The 23485-nt window shown below is 32.8% G+C and carries 12 protein-coding genes, 1 tRNA gene and 1 pseudogene; 7 read left to right on the top strand and 7 right to left on the bottom strand.

The features are described 5' to 3' along the window. The first annotated feature begins 191 nt into the window (after positions 1 to 191). Entirely contained in the window at positions 192 to 1523 is a 1332-nt protein-coding gene (murA, locus tag ETSB_RS07400) for a UDP-N-acetylglucosamine 1-carboxyvinyltransferase (protein ID WP_044107196.1), read from the top strand. 1209 nt (positions 1524 to 2732) lie between these two features. Here the strand turns inward: murA and ETSB_RS07395 are convergent. After that, positions 2733 to 2803: transfer RNA gene (locus ETSB_RS07395), tRNA-Cys, on the bottom strand. Positions 2804 to 3027: 224 nt separating this feature from the next. On the opposite strand from ETSB_RS07395, the gene ETSB_RS07390 reads away from it, so the two are divergent. The 4 genes from ETSB_RS07390 to ETSB_RS07375 all read left to right on the top strand — a co-directional run bounded on the left by ETSB_RS07390 (position 3028) and on the right by ETSB_RS07375 (position 10071). Beyond that, positions 3028 to 3318 carry a hypothetical protein gene (locus ETSB_RS07390; RefSeq protein ID WP_232509885.1) on the top strand — a complete coding sequence of 97 codons (291 nt, stop codon included), beginning with the start codon at positions 3028 to 3030 and terminating at the stop codon, positions 3316 to 3318. 64 nt (positions 3319 to 3382) lie between these two features. Next, positions 3383 to 6034, top strand: coding sequence for an efflux RND transporter permease subunit (locus ETSB_RS07385; RefSeq protein ID WP_044107195.1), 2652 nt, complete (start codon positions 3383 to 3385; stop codon positions 6032 to 6034). 1152 nt (positions 6035 to 7186) lie between these two features. Continuing rightward, complete coding sequence (gene rimO, locus ETSB_RS07380; protein ID WP_044107194.1) at positions 7187 to 8530, top strand: 30S ribosomal protein S12 methylthiotransferase RimO; 1344 nt, start codon at positions 7187 to 7189, stop codon at positions 8528 to 8530. Between the two features lie 98 nt (positions 8531 to 8628). After that, a complete protein-coding gene (locus tag ETSB_RS07375) occupies positions 8629 to 10071 on the top strand; it encodes a DEAD/DEAH box helicase (RefSeq protein ID WP_044107193.1) in 1443 nt (480 codons plus the stop codon). Between the two features lie 725 nt (positions 10072 to 10796). Here the strand turns inward: ETSB_RS07375 and ETSB_RS07370 are convergent. After that, a complete protein-coding gene (locus tag ETSB_RS07370; protein ID WP_044107683.1) occupies positions 10797 to 11429 on the bottom strand; it encodes a response regulator in 633 nt (210 codons plus the stop codon). Positions 11430 to 11661: 232 nt separating this feature from the next. Between ETSB_RS07370 and ETSB_RS07365 the strand changes: the two genes are divergently transcribed. Further along, entirely contained in the window at positions 11662 to 13902 is a 2241-nt protein-coding gene (locus tag ETSB_RS07365) for a sensor histidine kinase (protein ID WP_044107190.1), read from the top strand. Between the two features lie 1597 nt (positions 13903 to 15499). On the opposite strand, the gene ETSB_RS07360 is transcribed toward ETSB_RS07365, so the two are convergent. Beyond that, positions 15500 to 16057: a cytochrome gene (locus ETSB_RS07360; protein ID WP_044107189.1), complete on the bottom strand. Its 558-nt coding sequence runs from the start codon at positions 16055 to 16057 to the stop codon at positions 15500 to 15502. 787 nt (positions 16058 to 16844) lie between these two features. Between ETSB_RS07360 and ETSB_RS07355 the strand changes: the two genes are divergently transcribed. Further along, positions 16845 to 17789, top strand: a complete 945-nt coding sequence (locus ETSB_RS07355; protein WP_044107188.1) for a bifunctional riboflavin kinase/FAD synthetase — start codon at positions 16845 to 16847, stop codon at positions 17787 to 17789. Between the two features lie 2123 nt (positions 17790 to 19912). On the opposite strand, the gene ETSB_RS07350 is transcribed toward ETSB_RS07355, so the two are convergent. From ETSB_RS07350 to upp, 4 genes and pseudogenes are all read right to left on the bottom strand, one after another. Further along, entirely contained in the window at positions 19913 to 21040 is a 1128-nt protein-coding gene (locus ETSB_RS07350; protein WP_408643787.1) for an AZOBR_p60025 family cell surface glycopolymer formation protein, read from the bottom strand. Positions 21041 to 21947: 907 nt separating this feature from the next. Next, positions 21948 to 22244 (bottom strand): annotated as a pseudogene (locus ETSB_RS09405) (enoyl-CoA hydratase-related protein); the annotation flags it as partial. Between the two features lie 186 nt (positions 22245 to 22430). Next, on the bottom strand, positions 22431 to 22736 hold the full coding sequence (locus tag ETSB_RS07340; protein WP_044107186.1) for a hypothetical protein: 306 nt from the start codon (positions 22734 to 22736) through the stop codon (positions 22431 to 22433). 63 nt (positions 22737 to 22799) lie between these two features. Next, on the bottom strand, positions 22800 to 23450 hold the full coding sequence (upp, locus tag ETSB_RS07335; RefSeq protein WP_044107185.1) for a uracil phosphoribosyltransferase: 651 nt from the start codon (positions 23448 to 23450) through the stop codon (positions 22800 to 22802). Positions 23451 to 23485: the final 35 nt, after the last annotated feature.

Genomic DNA, 23485 nt, shown 5'->3' with positions numbered 1-23485 from the left:
TCTTTTGCTAAGTTAAAGCGGACATATAGCGTACACATAAGAGTTAAAGCGGACATATAGCGTACACATAAGAGTTAAACTAGACTTTTTTAGTTATTTAGGGTTAAATTGTAGACGAATTTTAATTAAAAACTATAATCTTTTATAGTTTTAAAAAAACAATCATAAAGATTAACTATATCTTGATGTCTATGTCCTCTCATCTTGAAAAACAGCAAACGGTTTTAGAAATTCAGGGTCAAACTCCCCTTAAAGGCGAAGTCGTCATTAGTGGAGCTAAAAACTCTGCTCTGGCACTGATGGCAGGTTCTCTTTTGTGTTCTGAAGACTGTCGCTTGAGGAATCTCCCTTCCCTAGTTGATGTCAACCGCATGTCCCAAGTTTTGGCGGCTTTAGGAGTGAAACTTCACAGAAACGGTGACATTTTGGATATCAATGCTCGAAGTATTAGTAAATCCCAAGCTCCTTATGAATTGGTATCCCAACTGCGGGCAAGTTTCTTTGTTATAGGTCCATTATTAGCCCGTTTAGGCATGACTCGTGTACCCTTACCAGGGGGCTGCGCCATCGGAGCTAGACCAGTGGATCTTCACGTCCAGGGGTTACAAGCCATGGGCGCTGACGTTCGTATCGAACATGGAGAAGTCCATGCTTGTGTTAAAGGTAGTCGCAATCGCTTAACGGGAGCAAAGATTTATTTAGACTATCCGAGCGTTGGTGCCACAGAAACAATTATGATGGCAGCAACTTTAGCCGATGGGGAAACTATCATCGAAAATGCAGCCCAAGAACCGGAAATTATCGATTTAGCACGTTTTTGCTGTTCTATGGGAGCCAAAATTCGAGGAGCAGGAACTAATAAGATTATTGTCTCTGGGGTTGAGCGTTTACATAGTACAGACTACTCTGTTGTCCCTGATCGCATTGAAGCAGGAACCTTTTTAGTTGCTGGAGCTATTACCCAGTCAGAAATCAGTCTATTTCCTGTAATTCCTGAGCATATAGCTTCAGCTATTGCTAAATTGCGAGCTATCGGACCCCAGGTAATCATCGAAGAACCTAATCGTTTACGTTTAATTCCTGCACCGTTACGGTCAACTGACATTGAAACCTTACCCTTTCCTGGGTTTCCCACTGATATGCAAGCCCAATTTATGGCTTTGCTAACCCTAAGTGAAGGCAATAGTGTTATCACCGAAACTGTATTTGAAAATCGTCTGCGCCATGTGGCAGAGTTCCAACGAATGGGAGCAGATATCCGCGTTAAAGGTAACATTGCTTTGGTACGTGGAGTTCCCTTCCTTTCGGGTGCGCCAGTCATGGCAACGGATTTACGGGCTTCAGCTGCTTTAGTATTATCGGGCTTAGCAGCTCAAGGAAAGACCTTAGTACAGGGGTTACATCATTTAGATCGTGGTTACGATAATTTAGAAGGAAAGTTACGTCAATTAGGGGCTAATCTCCGTCGAATTAATCTTACCTCTAAAGAAGAATTAACCTCATATTCAACAGTAACTAATTAGTAGTTAAAAGTAGAAATATAAATAATTAAGGGTGAAAATTTTCACCCTTAATTATTTTGTGTTAATAGTCATATATTTAACTTGTAATTAATTATATTTTAAGTAAAAAAGTATTTTAAAATCTAAACTTAGATGCCACTTTTACTGTCAAATATCTTTTCAAGGTTTGCTATAAAAATTCAGTTTATAAAAATACTCAAAGGAACAAAATAACTTCTTTAAAAAAAGCGTTTATATAAATTTTTATAATACTTCATTTATAAGTGAAGTGCGGAATGTCAATTTAGAATAATTTTGTTGCAAAACTCGAAACCTTCATAGTAATTTATAGTTAATATCTTTATTCAAATCTTTATTTAAAATTCAATGAGTAATTCAACTCAATTTAAAGAGTCAACTAAATAAAGAACAGATTAATTGACTTTTTAGAAATCAAGTGACTTATTTATGGTTACTGTGTTGAAGCCGGTTATCACGATTACTTCATTTTCTTGTCGCTTACTTATATTCTCCTATATTTTTAAAAATAACTTATTTTTTCCTAAATTTTCTAAATTAGAGCTTCCTCTAAAAAACAGAATTATATTAAATTTTGTTTTTTATTTTAATGAAGATTCTCTCAAACAAAGCAAGTTAGTTAGCTTTTGTTGACTGTGGTTATTAACGACTCTATTAGGCATTATTTTTTGATCCTACAAGGTATAGAATGGCATCACACACTTTTAAACTGGATGCTGTTTAACTAACGAAATCTTCTATCTGTTTGTTGATAGTATTTTATGGGTTACATGTCTTGACAATAATAATTTTATTGTTATTTATATATTGTCGTTGTTTGATACCAGGTAAATTACACTTCCAGTAAACCCGATATTAATGTCAGTCAATATTCTGGCATTTTGTTGATGTTATTCGGATTATTTTGTTTATGCTGCTTTATCTTCAATAGTGTAGAGGAATAAAAAGCGTTAATGGTGTGTCTACAAACAGTCTCTGAGAATTTTTAATTTTGGGGCTTTGAGTAGTTGGGGTTTTTAAACTAAAATATCCAGAATCTTCTGGTATCAGTACATCGTTCACCATGAACAACATTCTTGTCGATAGGATGGAACAATTTCTCTAGTAAACCAGAAAAACAATTATAAGTTGCTTCGCAAAAACATACATAATAGTTGGAGCAAAACTGACTGAACTAAGTTTAAACTTTAAAGGCGGCACCCAGACTCGAACTGGGGATAAAGATTTTGCAGACCTCTGCCTTACCACTTGGCTATGCCGCCATTACTATAAGCTCTACTATTGTATCAAAAATTATGTAATTTATGCAATTCTTAAAACTGTCGTAGTGAAAATTATTTTTTTACCTCGGGTAAGAGTACACTGAGAGCGCAGAATAAAACTATTTGTTTGTTAGTTCACTGGATCGTCTGGAGTCGACCCTAGATTTATGATTAATAATACTCGCCATATATTTACCTTACTAACTTTACTAGTAGTAATAACAGTGTCAATTGTCTCTACTTCTAAAAATGTAAGCGCTGCACCAGATCCCTTTGCAGATTTCTATCAAAAAAATTGTGTCCCAGAAGCACAAGCATCCGGTCTTACCAAGGAGGAATCCAGAAAGTTATGTAATTGCACTGTTAATACACTGAAAAGTAAACACACATTTAATGACTTTCAGAATCTATTAAGTAGATACCGTAATAGAGATCCTAAGGCTAAAGAAATTTTAACTTCTTATGGAACAGCTTGCTTTGATAAAGTTCTCGGAGATCTCTTATTTGAAGATTAAGAAATCGTCATTAAAAAAGACGACTTGGTATAACCAAAGGAAATGACAGTGAAGTAGTAACTCGATGAAACAAGCCCTTCGAAAAAGTCTAAATATTTCTCGTTTTGCCATTAAATATGCACGATTAACCATATGCTTTTGGGTTATTGTGACATTTTTTGGTATTTTTGCCTTTAGTTCTTTGAGATACGCCTTGTTTCCTGATGTTTCCTTTCCAATAGTCGTCATACAGGCTACTGTTCCTTTAAATACGGCAGAGGAAACAGAATTAAAATTAACCAATCCTCTTGAAAAATCTCTGCGCTCACTCAACAATGCTGAGTTATTTTCTTCTAGCTATCCTGGGCAAAGTATCATTAATGTAGCATTTGATGCACGATTAAAACTAGATGAGTCTACCAAAATCGTGAGATCTGCTCTCAAACAAGCTGATTTACCTTCTAATGCTAGTGTAAAAGTTAGGACTTTCAGTATTAATGAATCAGCAGCTATCAGTTATGCGATTCAAAGTGAAACTCAACCTCTAGAGAGGTTAACAGATATTGCTCGACAGGCAATTATCCCCCCATTAGAAAAATTACCAGGGGTAAGTCGGGTAGAATTGTTAGGAGATGGCAATTTTAGGGAAGTCAAGAACACTAAATCTGATGAGACAAATCCCCCAACACTGGTACGCTTTAATAGAAAAGATGTCTTGTCGGTACGAATAGTAAAGCAGGCTGATGCTAATACCCTTAATGTAGTAAGTCTCACAAAAAAAGCAATAGATGAGTTACAAAACACTTTGCCTGATGTACAGCTAATTTTGGCAGAAACTCAAGCTGATTACATAGAGGAAGCCACTCAATCAACCATTCAGGGGTTAATTGGAGCAATTGTTTTAGCTATATTAGTTATCTTTCCATTTCTACGAAATTTTCAGGCAACTTTAATTACTGCCTTAACCATTCCTATTTCCTTATTAGGAACTGCTATTGTGATGATGATCGCAGGGTTTAATCTCGAAACCCTTACGTTACTAGCATTGGCATTAGTTGTTGGCATTATTGTTGACGATGCCATTGTGGATGTAGAAAATATTACTCGTCATATTGACCGTGGAGAAAATCCTAAGAAAGCAGCCATTAAAGGAACTGATGAAATTGGACTGACAGTAACAGCTTCAACTATTACTATCGCAGCTGTTTTTATTCCTATTGCTTTTATCGGGGGTAATCTTGAGCACTTTTTTAAACCTTTTGGGCTAACGGTTTCTGCTGCAGTTTTTATTTCTTTAATGGTTGCTCGAACTTTATCTCCTGTTTTAGCTATTTATTGGATGAAACCTAGGACAGGAAAACCTAAAAAAAAGAGAGTTTTTTTCTTAGTTCGTCCTTATCTTAATTTACTAAATTGGTCTTTGTTAAATCGCAAAACTGTAATGGCTATTGCCCTAATAAGTTTGATTTTAGGGCTTTCTTTAATTCCATTAATTCCTAGAGGATTTGTCCCTAAATTAGACCGGGGAGAATTCAACATTCTTTATACTTTGCCAGTCCCAAAAATTCCTCAACGATTACGTATCAATTCTAATAATACTACTTCTTCATGGATTTCTGATTTAGCTCAATCACCAGAACAATTTTTATTACGGATTAATAGTCGTGTAGGAAGAAAGTTTGAGCAGTTAATTTTAGATGATTTTAATGTTAAATCTGCTTATACTATTGCTGGAATACACGGTGATCCCTTGAAGGGAAAAATATATGTAAAATTAAACAGTGATCGCCAATTTAGTACTAGTGAAGTTCAAGAACGTATTAGAAATACTTTACCTAAGTTGCGAGGAGTAACCACTAGTATTGAAGATATTTTATTTGTAGAAACAGGTGATGACAGTACTTTAAAAGTTGCTTTATTAGGAAATGACTTCAAATCTCTGCGACAAACAGCAGATAAATTAAAACTTAAAATCAAAGAAGTTCCTGGATTAGTTGATGTAAGAATGTCTAGTGAAGATGAACAAACTCTTGTAATTGAACATTTTCAAAGACAACGAGTTATTTACATAACAGCTAATTTAACAGAAAAAGTAGGATTAGGAGATATTACTAATCAAGTTATTTCTATTACTCAGTCAAACTTGCCTTATGATATTAGTTTTGATATTCAAGGAGCATCGGCACAAGTTCGCCAGATTTTTAGTGAATTTGCCATTGCCTTAATCTTAGCAGTTGTCTGTATGATAGCCGTTTTGTATATTTCGTTTGGACGATGGCTAGAACCATTAGTTGTGGTTCTCTCCTTACCATTAACCCTTATTGGCGCAATGTTGGCCCTATTAATTACCCAAAATGATTTTGGAATGATTTCTTTAATTGGGTTGATTTTCTTATTAGGATTATTAGATAAAAATGCTGTCTTATTAATGGACTATATTAGCCAATTAAGACAACAAGGAATAAATCGTCATCAGGCTATTTTGGAGACAGGAGAAGTACGCCTCAGACCAATTATCATGACAACCACCTCTACAATTTTAGGAATGTTGCCTATTGCGTTGGGACTAGGAGCAGGTTCAGAATTAAGACAACCTATGGCTGTGGCTATTATTGGAGGATTAATTACTTCGTCTTTATTAAGTTTAATTATAGTTCCAGTCCTTTATACTTTATTAGAAGATGGATGGATGAAAGTATTGAGTAAAATCTTTAACCCTTTGAAGAAACTAGACTAAGTAATATACATCTAAAAATTAATATAGGAATACTTTTTTTATTTAATTTTTGATATGTTATTTATTACTTATCAAAATGGATATATAACGATAATATTTAGGCTAAATATTTAATATTAAATATTTAGCCTAAAAAAAATAGTTTTTAAAAACTATTGTAAACATAAATTATTGTAGGAATTGGCTTTATGAAAAATACATTGTTTTAAACAAACGTCTATTAAGGTTGATTACAGTAATTTATTGACTATTAATATTAATTTCACTGCATATCCGTATAGTGTAAGTAAAGTATATAAGCTTATTCTAGATTAATTTTTCAAAGAAAAAAAAGCAAAAATAATTAATGGAATAGGAATATATAAATACAACAAAAGTTTTAATTATGCTATACAGATAGAAGATATTTTGAGGTAAATTAACAGCAATATATTTTCCTTGACATCCAAAAGAATGAAAGCCTCTCAATGGAATATATTAATTAATTGTCCTAATAATAAGGACATAAAACCCACTGTTCTCCTTTAGAGGTTACTGGTATTGATCAACCGCTAAATCGAGATTATTTAAACCCATCAAAAACCTATGTTTACTTAAAGACTGTTAATTCCTGGACTGAAATTACATCAGGGGAAGTATCAAGTAGTCATTATTGCGCATCCAGCTTAACGACTAAATATCCTTATAATTACAGTCATAGAATTTCCACAAATATCAGACAATTAACAGGAGCCATTAATAAAATTAGTTCAACTTTCGAGAGCTAATGTTATTTCAAATATCCCAACTTAAAATATTCACGTATACGTGAATATTTTAAGTTGGGATATCTTTGGGCTTCGATGTCATTTTCATTTGTTCCTCAAAATCAAAATTATCTTTGAATATGAATAAAAATCATGTAATAGAACCCAATTATGTCTATTGGTGAAACATTTGAAGAAATAGGATCCAAGAGCCTCTCAAAATTTTCTCCAAGCTACTTTCTTTATTGGATAGCTTTATTGGATAGAATCTGTTATTCTAAATTAATAGATGAATGGGGGCGAATCCACACCTGAACTCTAGACTATAGCCATCAGGCTACACAAAAAGATTAGCGTGGTTTATAGCCCAAGTGTACAACAATGGGATGTAACCGAACAGTAATTCATGGGCAGTAAGCCAACTATTGCGATTTCTCACCTAGGCTGCGAAAAGAACCGTATTGACTCTGAACATATGTTGGGCTTGCTGGGGCAGGCAGGCTATCAAATAGATAGTAGTGAAGAATTAGCAGACTATGTGATTGTTAATACTTGTAGTTTTATACAAGAAGCTCGCCAAGAGTCAGTTCGTACATTGGTAGAATTAGCCGAAGCCAAGAAAAAAATTATTATCTCTGGCTGTATGGCACAACATTTTCAGGTAGAACTTCTTGATGAAATTCCTGAAGCCGTCGCCATAATAGGAACGGGAGACTATCAAAAAATTGTTGATGTTATCCAACAGGTGGAAACAGGGAAAAAAGTTAAAGAAGTCTCGGTTAATCCTATTTTTATCGCGGATGAAACAGTTCCTCGTTACCGTACAACCACTGAAGGGGTGGCCTACTTGCGAATAGCAGAGGGATGTGATTACCGTTGCGCATTTTGTATTATTCCTCACTTGAGAGGAAGTCAGCGGTCACGTTCTATTGAGTCGATTGTGGCCGAAGCACAACAATTAGCCGAGCAAAGAGTAAAAGAATTAATATTGATTTCCCAAATTACCACAAATTATGGATTGGATTTGTATGGAGAACCCAGACTAGACCAATTATTAAGGGCTTTGGGGACAGTGGACATTCCCTGGATTCGTATCTATTATACCTACCCCACAGGACTCACTAACAAAATAATTAACGCAATTGGAGACACCCAAAACGTCCTACCCTATTTCGATGTACCTTTTCAACATTCCCACCAGGCTATCTTGAAAGCAATGAATCGTCCTTGGCAAGAACATGTCAATGATGGCATTATTGAACGTCTCAAGAGATTCATTCCTGGAGCCGTATTGAGAACAACTTTTATTGTGGGCTTTCCAGGCGAAACAGATGAATATTTTAACCATTTAGTTAATTTTGTCGAATGTCATGAATTTGATCACGTTGGAGTATTTGCCTTCTCTCCAGAAGAAAACACTCCTGCTTATCAAATGCCCCATCAGGTTCCGTCAGGAATAGCCCAACAAAGACGAGAAATCTTGATGCAGGTGCAACAGCCAATTTCTCTCAAAAAAAATCAAGATTGTGTTGGAAAAACTGTTGACGTCTTAATTGAACAAGAGAATCCTCAAACTCAGGAGAAAATAGGACGTTCCTCGCGGTTTGCTCCAGAAGTCGATGGACTTGTTTATATTCAAGGAGAAGCTCCCTTAAACGAAATTGTGTCTGTCAAAATCACCTATGCTGATACTTACGACCTATATGGAAAAGTTGTGCAACAACACGATGTTCTAGAAATAGATTCTTGATCGAAAACACACCATAAGTTTTTCTTACTTAAGAAAAAGCTTGCTAAGCACTTTGTATTAAATTAATCTTGCAGTTAAGTTACTAACTAACATTTCTTATGACCATTTCCTTTCATAGCTTAGGACTCTCTGAGAACCGTGTTCATAAATTAGAAACCCTAGGTTTTACGACTCCAACAGAGATTCAATGTAAAGCAATTCCTTTAATTTTGGAGGGACATGACATTCTGGGACAATCCCAGACAGGAACAGGGAAGACAGCAGCTTATTCCTTGCCCATTATGGAGCAGATTGATACAAACAATTCCAACATACAGGCACTTGTTCTAACCCCAACCCGTGAACTTGCCCAACAGGTTGCTCTTGCTCTTAAGGACTTTTCTACTGAACGCCAATTGTATATTTTGACTGTTTATGGAGGTCAATCGATTGAAAAGCAAATTCGGAGTTTACAACGAGGTGTACAAATTGTTGTTGGAACTCCGGGAAGGGTTATTGACCTATTAGATCGCAAAAAGCTGGTTTTAAATAATTTAAAATGGGCTGTTCTCGATGAAGCAGATGAAATGCTCAGTATGGGCTTTATCGACGATGTAAAAAAAATTCTAAGGCAAACCCCCGACCAACGCAACACTGCTTGTTTCTCAGCAACTATGCCTCGTGAAATCCGAGAATTAGTTAACCAGTTCCTCAAATCTCCTGTTACAGTGACTATAGACCAGCCTCAAGCCGCACCTGATAAAATTGAGCAACATCTTTATGGTGTTCCTCGCGGTTGGTCAAAACTCAAGGCGTTACAACCAATTTTAGAAATTGAAATCCCTGACACAGCCATTGTTTTTGTTCGGACTAAACAGACAGCTTCTGAACTTACCAGCAAGTTACAAGAAGCCGGGCAAAGTGTTGACGAATACCATGGTAATCTAAGTCAGTCCCAACGAGAACGATTGGTCCATAGATTTCGAGAGGGTAAAGTTAGGATCGTTGTGGCTACGGACATTGCGGCAAGAGGGTTAGATGTTGAGAATTTAAGCCACGTTATTAATTACGATTTGCCGGATAATGCAGAAACTTATATTCATCGGATTGGACGAACTGGCCGAGCAGGGAAAAAAGGGACAGCAATATCCTTAGTTGAACCAATTGACCGTCGCATGATACGTCAGATTGAACGGCGAATTCGACAAAAAATAGAATTGTGTAGTATTCCTAACCGCTCTCAAGTGGAAGCTAAGCGACTAGAAAAACTCCAAAGGCAGATTCAAGATTCCTTGGCAGGGGAGCGGATGGCTTCATTTTTACCTATTGTGCGAGAACTTAGCGACGAATATGATCCCCAGGCTATAGCTGCTGCGGCTTTACAGATGGTTTATGATCAAGACTGCCCCAAGTGGATGAGAACTGACTGGGAAGTCCCCGAAGCAGGAATATCTAAACCAATTATTCAGGGGAATAATCGCAAAGATAATTCTAAACCCCGTCGTAATAACTCAGGTAAAAAATCAGATCGTAAGACAATCGGCCATCATAGAGGGCGTTAGAATACAATAGAAACTGAAATAGAGCAGTGTCAAGGTGTCTTGTAAAAAAGTAGGCTTAAGATAAATTTGGCACTGTTTTGTTTGTCTATTTTTTGGAGCTTGTAGTGAAGTAAAACAACACAAAAATACTAGGTAAGTTTTCTTTTCAAAAAAGACGTAATTGAATGATTAAGTTAGCACTATTAGTTATGACTTATGCCAAAAAGTGATTGTATTATAAAAATATTTAGGCTTATAATATTTCGAGTTTATTCAAAAACTTTAGATTTGTGATTAAAAAAGTAAAATTTAAGAGGCGATGCTCAGTAAAGTAATGCTCAAACTTCAATAAAGATGGCTCGATTATTAGGAAACAGTGTTACTCAGTAGTAGTATAGCAAGTGACATATATTAAGAAATAAAAAATAACCAGAAAATAACTTGCAAATATTAAACAGTAAATAAGCTATAAAAAGCATAATTGGGAATAAAGACGGAAGAGATAGCTAAAAACAGAGAATATCTTCAAATATAGCATAGTAGTATTTTGGTGTTATCTGACTACTTCGAGGAGAGGTAAATATTTCTTTGTAGGCTTGAGCATTAAATAGGTCTAAGTATCAAAAAACTCTTTTAAAGTAATCTTTATTTTGTTCTTAACTTAAGATTTAAGTTAAGTTATAGTACCTTACTCTTGTTAGCAAAAATTGTCAGAATAACAAATTATAAAAGTTTTAAAAGTGATTTTAGACTAATCCAGAACGCAAAGCAACAACAGCAGCCTGGACTCGATCATCAACTGCTAATTTATTCATAATTCCCCGTACATGGGTTTTAATTGTATTAGCACTTAAATAGAGGTCTTCAGCAATTTCATTATTGCTTTTTCCTTCAACAATTAACTTTAAAACTTCTAGTTCTCTCTCAGAAAGTAAAGCAATATTTTGGTTCAATTCTGGGGCGGGTGTTTTTAAATTATTTAACACTAATCGAGCAATTTGGGGATCTAAATAAGTTGCACCATCCTTAGCTGCTTCAATAGCAGCTAATAATCGTTCTAAACTCGCCCCTTTAATACAATAGGCATCAGCTCCACTCGATAAAGCGGCAATAACTTCAGTTTGTAGTGTATGAGACGTAAGAATTACTACGTGGATTTGCGGTGATTTCTCCTTAATCTGTTTTGTCGCAGCAATTCCATCCAAGCGAGGCAGTCCAATGTCCATAACTACTAAATCAGGCTGTAGATCTAAAGCTTTTTGAACTCCGACATAACCATCATCAGCCTGCCCAATAATCTCAAAATCAGGATATTCACTTAGAGCCTGTTCTAGTCCCAATTGCATTAGGGGATCATCTTCTACAATTAAAATTCGCATTTTAGATTCATCCAACATTTATAGCAAATTCACGTAACTTGCTCTGTAAATCAAGATATAAATTATACTAAAAAAATTCAGAAAATACTTTGGAGTGCTTTTCCCTATTTTCTTGGTTTTACTGGGAGTTCACCCAGGTGGAGGAAGTAAAAAGAAGATTAAGTTGAGCACCATTTAGATAGCTTGGATTATAGACAGATTAAGCTGTTTTAACAAGGAAAATTAAGTCCCTATGACTTTATCCCAGATTGCTTTTCGCTCAAATTTAGTAAAACTCGCTTTAGTGGCGATCGCTTACTGTAGTGGGGGGTGGTTATGTTTACGATGGATGGGAATAGCAGCAGAAGCTTCTCCTCTATGGCTTCCAGCAGGAATTGCGATAACTGCACTGTTGGTTTACGGAGAGGGGGTATGGTTCGGTATTTTTCTAGGAGATGCTATCTTAATGGTTTTCTTCGGGGAAAATTTTGGGGTAGCTCTGAGTTCTGCTCTCGGTAGTACTTTGTCAGGGGTTGTTGCCATTAGATTGCTACGATGCGGAAAATTTTCTTCCAAACTCTCAAGGATTCAAGATGTAACGGAATTAATTCTTCTAGGGGCGATTATTTCTCCTTTACTAAATGCCTCAATTGATACCTTGATTCAGTTGGTTGTTGGGAACCTTTCGTCGGCTAATCTTAGTCAGCGTTGGTGGTTATTGTGGTTAGGAGATTGTAGTGGGATTTTGGTGACAGCTCCCTTATTATTACGCCTTAAATTTCATGGAAATCAACTTTTACTCCGCCGAAAACAATTCCGTCTTCTTGAATTGTTTATTTGTAGCGGACTTTTATTTGTTTTAAGTTGGCTAGTATTTATTTGTCAAGGTAGTTCTTCTATTCTAGAAGGGGGGGGATTAACTACTGCTCAATATTTAGAGTATTTACCCTTTCCGGTGGTGGTTTGGGCTGCTCTTCGTTTTCAGACTTGGGGAGCGGTGTTGTCCAATATTTTTGTGGCTATTTTAGCGATTGCGGGGACTATTGAAGGAATTGGTCCGTTTGTTATTCAAACTTCTAACCTGTCCCAGGCGGTTTTATCACTACAGATTTTTATTATCATTGTCAGTGCCACAGCATTACTTTTATCAGTAGCTGTCACAGAACGCCAACAAGTTGAAAAACAATTACGAAACGCTGTCGAACGGGACCACCTGCTGGCGGAGGTCGCTTTGCGAATTCGGCAGTCTTTGGATATGGAACAGATTTTTAAGACAACTGTTGCTGAAATTTGTGGATTAATCCATGCTGATCGGGTATTTATTGCGACTCTGTACAATGACGGACGACTTGATGTAGTTGCTGAGTCAGTAATACCTCGCTATTCGAGTATTTTAGGAGGAAGTGCAAAGGATGATTTACTGACAGATATTCAATCTCTGTTTGCCCGAGGTCAAACTTTCATAGTTTCTGACATCGACTCTGTTAATCTATCAGAAGCTATGGCACAATATACCCAACGTTACGATATTAAAGCTGCTTTAGTAGTTCCTCTTCATGTAGATGGTCAACCCTTAGGGTTATTAGTAGCTCATCAATGTTCTCAAAGACGTTACTGGCAAAAAGAAGAGGTTCGACTATTAGAACAGTTGGCTGATCAAATGATGATTGCGATGGGACAAGCAAAACTATATCAGAAAGTACAAAAACTTAATAGTAATTTAGAAAAAAAAATACAAGAACATACTCAACAATTACAAGATAAAATTCAAGAAGTGCAGCAGTTATATGATATGAAGGCAGTTTTTTTGCAAGCAGTTTCCCACGATTTACGAACTTCGATTATGGGCATGTTGATGTTATTGAAAAATCTCCAAAACCGTAAGGGGGAAAATCTTAGTATTTCCCATGGTATTCTTGATCGGATGATTAAAAGTAGTGATCGTCAATTGACTTTGATTAATGCCCTATCCAAGGACCATTTTTCCGAAGAATTTTCTTTAAATATAAATATGAATTTGGAAGCAATTTCTCTCAAAAAGATTGTTGTAAAATTAACTCAAAGTTGGCAATCTTGCTTGATTCAAAACAAAGCTACTCTAACCTTAGAAATTTCTGATAATTTACCCTTTGTCTTTGCTGATTCTGATCAACTAAACCAAGTATTTGAGAACCTTTTCAGTAATGCTCTTAAACATAATACTCCTGGAATTAATTTAGTCTTAAAAGCAGTATTTAATAATGGAATGATCAATTGTTGCTTAACAGATAATGGAGTAGGAATGGAAGAGAAACAATGTAATCAAATGTTTGGATTATACCTTCGTAGTTTACACGATAGACGTAGGACAGGAATTGGATTAGGTTCTTATCAATGTCGTCAAATTATTGAAGCTCACGGAGGAAAAATTGGCGTTCATAGTACCCCAGGCAAAGGATGTCAAGTCTGGTTTACTTTACCCATTGCTAAAAGTCAACCTTCTGCTGTTAGTTGATAAAAATGTGGTAGTAACTAAAATAAGTGTGTAGCTCCGAATAAACGTTAAAAGAGCAAATTATTTTATATCTATATATTTTGATATTATTTTTTATAAAAAGTTCTTTGAGAAAGACTTTGTTTGATTACTTTTGCTAAATTATATTCATCTTTAAAGATACTTCTGGTAGTTTTACGAACTTTTATTTGATGTCATTCTCCTTCTATCATGTTTAATTATAAATATGAATTCGTAAAAAAATATATATAATCCTTTTTCTTTTTGTCATTTAAATATAACTTTAACTAAATTAGTTATATACACTAAGTAATTATTAGAAATAAGCATCCTATCTATTCCTTTATTGTTACAGGATATTTTAGTCTTAATCTTACTTTTTATCTAAAAAATCCAAGCCTAACTTTTTAAAGCTACCCCTTAATTTTGAATGTTTCTCTTATATTTAGTCGGGTTTCTTTTTAAACTCTATGAAATTACTTAGTTCTTTATTTTCTACTTCTCATAGAATCCCATAATTATTCTCTTTTCTGAAAAATTTATTTATAAACTTTATTAAAATAGTACTTTTTTACGAATTTACCTAATCTAGATTCTCTTTAACTCTCCGTCTCCTTGCATTTAAACATAATATTTATGTTCTCATTTTTATTCTAGCGAGAATTTACGGGCTTAAGTAAACTTTGATAGTTCTTACTCTTCTAATTCAATCTCACCTACTTATTCAAATGTATACTATAAATTTTCAATAAATGTTTCAGATTTGTTGAGTTGACTATTTGAGATAATCTATATACAGTCAAGACAATAAGCGTGGATTCATATAACTAAAAATTATTAGTAAGTAAGCTATTTATCGAATCTATATTATTATTTAGAGATAACAATCGACGAAATAATTTTTTTTTAGATAATAAATCTTTTTAAAAGAAACCCATTATAATCACATAGCTGAGGTGTTCACTAATAAGTTTTTAAATAGCTATAAATTAGTATAGCTAGAATTATATCTTTCTAGACATGCTAAATTATTGAAGAGATTTACTCAACAAGGGAATACAGGCAATAGTGCGGCTGCTAATGCTTATGAATATTTATAATATTGAGAGTATTTAAGCTATTCCTATAAAGACTTTTAGTCTATTAATTATTATCAATAATAAACCTTAAAGTTTCTAATGCTTCCCTTTCTCTCCTTTAAAGAAGGAGAGAAAGGGAAGCATTAGCTTTCTGCTAGAAATAGCATTGATTGAAGTCTGGTGTCATAGATATAAAATTTTGTATCAATCCTAATAAAGTGTTTTGTACTATAGATAATTTATATTAAAGATGTGAACAGCATCGTCTTTTTATTCTATTGCAACTGCTTATCATGTTAGATAATTATCAACCTCGTTTTATATAACTTAAGTATAGAGAATAACAACAGTATTTTTTAATCTCGTAGGACTCAGGTTATTTGAACTGGTTATTATTTGGCAAACGTTTTATTAAATATTTCCTGATATACTGAAAAACTTTTTGATAATCATGTTACAGAAAATATTGTATTAGATGTTATGTTTGGGGCATTGATAAAACTGAAAGATATTGCTGTCTAAGGCGAGTTCTCCCATTCTGGGGTTAACGTCCGAAAATCAAAATTTTCTACTCCTCGATGACAAATAATACAACTTCTATGAGTAACAGTTTCCTTAAACTTAACCCGAGGATGAAGGATCCTAAAATAACGTGATTGCTCCACATAAAAAGGAATTGGTTCGTCCTTAGCGGGTAGAGTACGGGAAGATGTTTGCAGATAATCCCACATCAATAGTTGTCCCAGACGAATCAAATTGGGAACTGAAGTCCCATAATGTTTGTTCGGATTTTCTAATAATTTCTTCCAAGTTTCACTAGGTAAAACCTCTGGAGGTAACGCAATATGACAAGCTGAACAGGTTTTTATATAAAACTCCCGTCCTGCTTGATATCGTGCAGAAACACCATCATTAGGGGATGCAGCAATCGCCATAGGTTCATTTTCGGTGAATGTATGTAAAATGTGGGTAATTCCCCAACCAATACTAATAGACCAAAAAGAGATTGCCAGTATAATGACGAGAGAAAGCAGGTTAAATCGAGAAACAATAGATGACCAGGCAGTCTTAAACATTATTTATTTTAAGCCACAACAGATTAACCATAACTGATCTTATCAATTTCTTTACAATTGTTTTTCTTTGAAGACGAATCTAAATAATTAGATAGTGGGATAATAGGTATTTGACTCTAAATAAACGTGAAAAAAATATTTTATATGTCTATATCTAAATAGCTAGGGTTAAGTATATGTTGTTTTAATTAATATTTTTTTATTAGTTTTTTATCAAGGTCTTGTTTAATTGCTTTAGCCAAATTATATTTTTTGTTAAACATATATTAATTTATTTTCTTTTTTACGAAACCAATTCCAATATAATCTATAGTATTCTTTGAATTATTTTTTTTTATTCCACCTTTTAGGGAGTTTAAAATTATTATATCTCTTAAATAATTTATCTGATAATTATTTTTTTTTATTTTTCTATGGGTTTATATATTTTGAAATTTATTTGACTTTTTATATTATTGTGTTTAAACACAATACTTTTATGTTCATTCTAGTAGTAGAGATAATTTTTTTGTAGTGATCCAGGTTTTATAATTATTACCATTTTAATTCTGTTGGCTAAATTTTTAAAAAAGCTGACATCTAGAGCACTCTTTTTTGACTACTTTTGTATTTTACACTTCTTGAAATTCACTTTATTAAAAAAGAGTTATAAAAACCCTCTAAATTATTCATAACTTGGGTAAGAGCTAATCAGTGAAACTGGGATAGACTATTGAGAAAGCGATATAAACTGCGCTCCTTGTCGGCGTGTTTTTAGCGTTCTTCTCTAGCTTAAATTTCAGCAACAATGTATACTCAATCAAGTGTATGGGTAACTTCATCAACCGCCAATATCTTAACACCAACTGTGATTGCTCTTGGCAATTTTGATGGTCTCCACTTAGGACACAGAAACGTTTTACAACCCATTTGTCTTTCCTCAATTGAAACAATCTCATCTTACTCTACTGTTGTTACCTTTACCCCACACCCTCAAGAATTTTTTACGGGACAAACTCGACAACTTCTTACTCCTTTATCCGAAAAAATAAAACTGCTAAAATATCTAGAAATACAACAATTAGTTAGATTAACCTTTGACCGAGAATTAGCTGCCTTAAGTCCCCAGGAATTTGTAGCACAGATATTAGTAAAACGTCTCCGAGTTCAACAAATAAGTGTCGGGGAAGATTTTCGCTTTGGACATAAACGAATGGGAACAGCTAAAGATTTAAGTGAAATTGCCGCTTCTTTTGGAATACCAGTTCATATTACTTCCTTAAAAACTTATTCAGGTCTAAAACAGCGCATTAGTAGTTCTTTAATTCGTCGATGTCTTGCAGAAGGAAAGGTAACACAAGCAAAACAGATGTTAGGCTATTCTTATTCTTTAATAGGAACAGTGATTAAAGGACAGCAATTAGGAAGGACTATTGGCTTTCCAACAGCTAATCTTAGACTTCCCCCAGATAAGTTGTTACCTCGACAGGGGGTATATGCAGTTCGAGTGAAAATAAACCGAAAAGAAACGCTAAAAGGCTTGATGAATTTTGGTTTTCGCCCCACTGTTGCAGGAAAAACTCCTATGGTAGAAGTTCATATCTTAGATTGGTCAGGGGACTTATACCAACAATCTTTAACAGTCGAATTGGAGGAATTTTTACGTCCTGAACAACAATTTATTTCCCTTGATAAACTTAAAGACCAAATAGTCCAAGACTGTTGTTTAGCCAGAAAAATTCTCTATCAATAAATATTAAATTTTCCGATAATTTTAGAAGTCTCACAAAGAACCACTCAAGACAATTCCTATGAAGGACACAATATCTTGATGAATAACCTCAGTCTCACTTTTCTGGGGAAAGATAAACCCATTTGTTTAGTCATTGTCAAGTTCCTATGTAAGGAACACGCTTTTCTCGACAATATTTCTATAATAGCTCAAACTCTCTTGACTAAAATCTTTAGTTCGTTTTATTAAATAGGTGAATTTAAAAAAGCTGACATCTAGAGTAGTGAAAAAAGAGTACTCTAGATGTCAGCTTTTTTAAAAATTTAGCCAACAGAATTAAAATGGTAATAACTATAAAAACTGGATCACTACAAAAAAATTATCTCTATTACTAGAATGAACATAAAAGTATTGTGTTTAAATACAATAATATAAAAAGTCAAATAAATTTCAAAATATATAAACCCATAGAAAAATAAAAAAAAATAATTATCAGATAAATTATTTAAGAGATATAATAATTTTAAACTTCCTGAAAGGTGGAATAAAAAAAAATAATTCAAAGAATACTATAGATTATCTTTAATAGCTTTGTATATTAATAATTACATTAATTATTAATATAATTATATTATTGATAATAACTTAGTGTCTAAAAGCAATTTATTTAAAACTAAACTGAACCAATAAAAAGTCAAAGAATTATATTCATATTTATCTACTAATTTATAGTACAAAACTGAATATAATAGAAAAATAATTACAGCAAATAAAAATTAATAAAATTGCCGTAAAAATATTGAGATATAAATATAATTTAGCTAAAGCAGTTAAAGAAAATATCGAGGAAAGGAGTTGCTCTAAAAAAATATAAACAGAAGAATTAGAGGTTAGTCACTTGACGACATAATTTTTGAAAACCTATTCTTAAATCCTATTTATTAACCTAGAAATTATGCTTATAAATTAATTTAGATCTCAAGTCAGATAGAAATAGTGTTATTGGCTGATAAAATAGACCAAACAGTAACTTGTATTCATTGTGGATTAACTAACAAAAAACTTTCTCCCAAAATAATAAATTAACTATGTAAAAATTTACCTTAGGCAGAGAGAGCTGTCTATCTAAAGATAGCTTGTATTCCAATGAAACGTAGTTAATCTGGAAACGAATAAACATTAAAGTAAATTTTTTCTAAAAAAGAACATATACTAAAATATTTTAGATAAAAATTATTAAAGAGTCCTTATACTAGTAAAAGTAAAAATGTTTAAAAAAATAATAGAGTGAGTAATAAATAGAGACAATACTCAAAGATTTAGTCCACGAATTACAGATAAAAAATTGAATATTTTAAATTCAAGACAGTCAGCAATTAATAAAATTGCCGTATTTTAAAAATAAGATAGTGAGTATAAAAATATAGCAATTAAGTATTTTAAAAAGAAAAATAAAATACTAGAAGCTTTATAAATAAGATTTCAAATAAAAATTGTATAGAGCTTTAAAAAATACAAAAAAATATTTTGAGTAAATTAATATTATTGACGGCAGTAGGGGCAAATATGTTTCTATAATTAAATAAGTTAATACTCAATTATATAATCAAATAAAAATTTTTAAATAGAAAAATAAAAACAGTATTTTCTATGTTATTAATTGATCGTATTAATCAATAACATAGAAAATTGTTAATTTAGCATTTTACTAGTTAATTAGCATTATATATTCAGTATAATTAAAGTTGCCTTACAAAGGCTTTATTAGTCATATAAACTATTATTTATAAATAATTATGATTATTACATCATCAATTTTATAGATGTAAGTAAATGTAAAAAATAACTTATTTTTTATAAAAAGTTAAATTATTAAAGGGTACATAATTAAAATCTAGAAAACTATCCTGAAAAATTAGTATATTTAATTTATTGACAGAAAAAAAATAAATAAATTTATATATTAAAAAGTAAATTTAATAAAAAAATGATAAAGATTTATCAATGATCGATATTAATTTTTAAAATTTAGAGTTCTTATTTTTAAAGGTTTTTATTGTCCAGAACGACTACTAAATATTTAATAACTACTATCATAAATTAAATAAAAAAGCCAAAGTAGATTGTCGTAAATAAATTTAGAGTTAAAAATGTAAAGCTAAAAAAGCAAAACTTCCTAATCCTAAAGCTAAAAATAAAATTGATTTAATAGGAACTTTATTAGTATTAATACTCAACAACAAGAAAAAATAAATATCTATAAAAACGCGTGAATAATCTAAATAATAGCTCAGTATTGTCATGCTACTCATCACAAACATAGCACCGTATAGAAGGGCGCTAAATTGAATTAATTGATTATCTTTACGATGAAATGCACTAATTGCAAATATAGTTATAAAAATAATAAAAATTAGAATAAATAAATAAGCTTCAAATAAATTTTCTCCTTTAAATTCTCCCATGAATAGAGAAATAAATTTGTTGTAAATACCCATAAAAGGATAACCAAAGTTGGCTTTTACTCTAACCGTACCTGATAAGTTCAAAGCACTAATATAAATTGTCCATAAAAACGGAGGTATCCAAGCCCATAATAATTGTTTACTTTGTTCTTTTTTCTGTTGAATGATACTAGTAAACAAAATAGCTAGCCATATTAATAGTAAAGTTTCTCTAGTCAAACAAGCCAAAGAAATAGTAAAAGCTGTCAAAATTGGTTTGTTATATCGATAACAATGGAATGAAACTATTAATAATAAGCTACTGACTAAATCAGCAGTTCCTAAAGAAAGAACTATCCAAACACCAGGAATACATAACGTTAATAATGGTTGCCATTTTTGCTCTTGATTCGATTGAAAATACAAGCTAATAATCCAGACGATACCTATAATTGATAGGCAATTAATGGCAACCATTATATAAGGAATTAAAGTCCGATTACCAAAACTAAAGAGATAGCTAATCAAAGGATATAAAATTCTACGGTAGCGATAAATTGGATGGTCAAGAGTGTTGATAGTTTCAGAATTTTGTAAAAAAGGATCGAGGGCTAAACTAAGAAATTGCTGTCCATCATAGCCAATTTCTCCTTGATAAATTTTAGTAGTTTCAGGATTAAGAAAAGGAGAAAGTTCTAATATTGAACCAATACGAAAAAATCCTGTGATATTCCCTTGAAATTTAATAAAATATAAATAAAGAATAACTGCGGTTAAAACAATAACAGTAATCAGTAAATTAATCACTTTAGAAGGTAATTTAGTCAAAAAATATTTCATAGGGAGTAAAGTTAAGTTTATTAAATAATAATTATACTAAAATTTAGTAAAATCTAGAAAAAAAATAAGTCAGAATATTAAAATATTCTCTCATTTATATTTATAGATAACATGCTGTTTATTATACAAATTTTTCGTTAACTTATACATAAAAGTTTGTTAAAAATTAGACATAGTATTTTTATGTAGAGGATCGAAACTTGACTTAAAATTAATACTATTTAACTAAAATTTTTTTTGATTTAGTGTATTAAATTCCAAAACTCATAACTATTTTTTATAAATCTGAAAAGATTAAAATTATAAAAAGATTAAAATTGTTGATCTTGAATAATAATCAAAATATATTTTGCTAAATTTTCTAGGATACAATAATCAGTAAGCTTATCTCTTTAATCAAATATTCCTATACACTTATAGTTGATATTATTTATATGATATTTTTATTTGTATTAAAACCCATAAACTAAAATAGTTTAGGTTTTTAAAATTGTTTTTTGACTACACTGATCTAAACTTAAGGAGACCAAGAATATTTTTAAAAATTAGAGGAAAGGTTTTTCTAAAAGTTTATTTTTATTCGGCTCCCTTTTCTTTCATACAATAGTGTTCACTGCTAATTCTTATAACTTAGTTTGGCCGTAGCAATCAGAACTAAAAGCTGCTTTTGGCAGCCTAAATCATACCTTCTTCTTCGAGCTGATCAACTTTTACTACATAACTAACTAACCTCATTTATAAAGCTTGTTAAGCAATATATTGACAGTATAATGCTCAACTTACTAGCTTGTTGCTACACCACAATGTGGGCTAAATAACTTGCTACAAACCCTTTTGTCAGCACGTCTGACTTTAGATCGAGTTTAATCAAGAAAGTATTATCAGCCGTCTTAGTTTAGAGCACAAATGAGATGTGAAATATAACCCCACTAATGACATAACTAGCCATCAAAACAATAACTACTTTAGGCACAGAATGAATTAAACTTTGCAGCTCAAAAATATTCAAATGGAGAATCCCAATATTATCTATATATTTCGCCTGTCCCCTAATACTTTGATCCCCCCCTAAACAAAATGCATATTTTCCATCGGTATAAGGGTATGTCCCAGTCAACAACATTGCCCTAAGTTTAGGATATTCAGGAACATTATAAAAAGCATCATAGAGTCCAAAGACTATTTTTGGACAAAAATCATTACGCTTTTAGGGACAGTTAATAGCGATTCTAGCAGTTTCTTCAAACTTATAATACTAAGATATCTTTGTAAGATACAGCAAACTGCCAGGTAATTTCCATCAGGTTCAGTGGAGGAATTTTAGAGAAGATGCAAATCGTCAATCTTGAATTCTAAAAAAGCTCAATTTAATCAATTATTAGCTTTCTTTAGTCAATGTTTCTGATTCAAAGGTTTGTTGTTCAACTTGTCCAAATTGCTCTCGGACATCATCAATAGCTAAATTAAGTTGAGCTATCTTATTTTCTAGGCGACGACGTGCCATTTCAATATTAGCCTCAGTGTCTAGTTTTTCATCTTTTGCTGATTTGAGTAAAGAAGAATTATCTTCTTTAGGATTTTTTTCCAGACGTGATCCTACTAGCGCTCCAATGATGCCACCAACTATACCACCGACAATTGTTCCTGCCAAAAATCCACCGGTAAATCCATCTCGTTGATTCATAATTTATAACTCTGATGATGTTCAATCTCCGAAAAAACTGGGTCAAATAAATTTTTAATTATTTTAGGTTCCAAAAGCACGATCACCCGCATTTCCCAACCCTGGCACAATATATCCCTTGTCATTTATTCCTTTGTCAATAAAGGCAGTATAAATATTTAAATTAGGGTATTTTTTACTTAGTTTTTGCAACGCAGGTGGAGCTGCTACTACGGAGATAATCCGCATCAATTCTGGATTTGCTCCCCTTTCAGTTATTTTATCCATCGCAACGGTGATTGATCGCCCAGTAGCTAAAATGGGTTCTAAGACGACGATTCTGGTTTCGGGGTGAAATTGTTGAGGCAATTTATTGAGATAACAACTAACGTCTAGGATTTCTTCATTGTGAACTAACCCTAGATGATAGATTGAAGCTAAGGGCAGAAGAGTTTGCGCTCCATCTAATAAGGCTAATCCTGCCCGTAAAAGGGGAACAACGGCGATGGTGACTTGAGGATTAATCAAGGTAGCTTGAGAGTCAGCAATGGGAGTTTTTATGGTAGTTTCCAAGGTTGGCAACCAGTGGCGAGTCGCTTCGTAGGTTAACCAACGTCCTAGCTCTGTCATTGCTGTTTTAAAAAGGATGTTCGGAGTATTAGCATCACGAGCGACCCCTAACCAATGTTTAATCAAAGGATGATCAGGAACATAAACGCGTAATTGGAAAGTCATGAAGGTAAACTAAACTGTTGAAAGGTTCAACCTAA

The organism is cyanobacterium endosymbiont of Epithemia turgida isolate EtSB Lake Yunoko (assembly GCF_000829235.1).
GTDB lineage: Bacteria > Cyanobacteriota > Cyanobacteriia > Cyanobacteriales > Microcystaceae > Rippkaea.
Note: the sequence above shows the minus strand (reverse complement) of the source record. Positions and strands in the feature narration are given on the sequence as shown.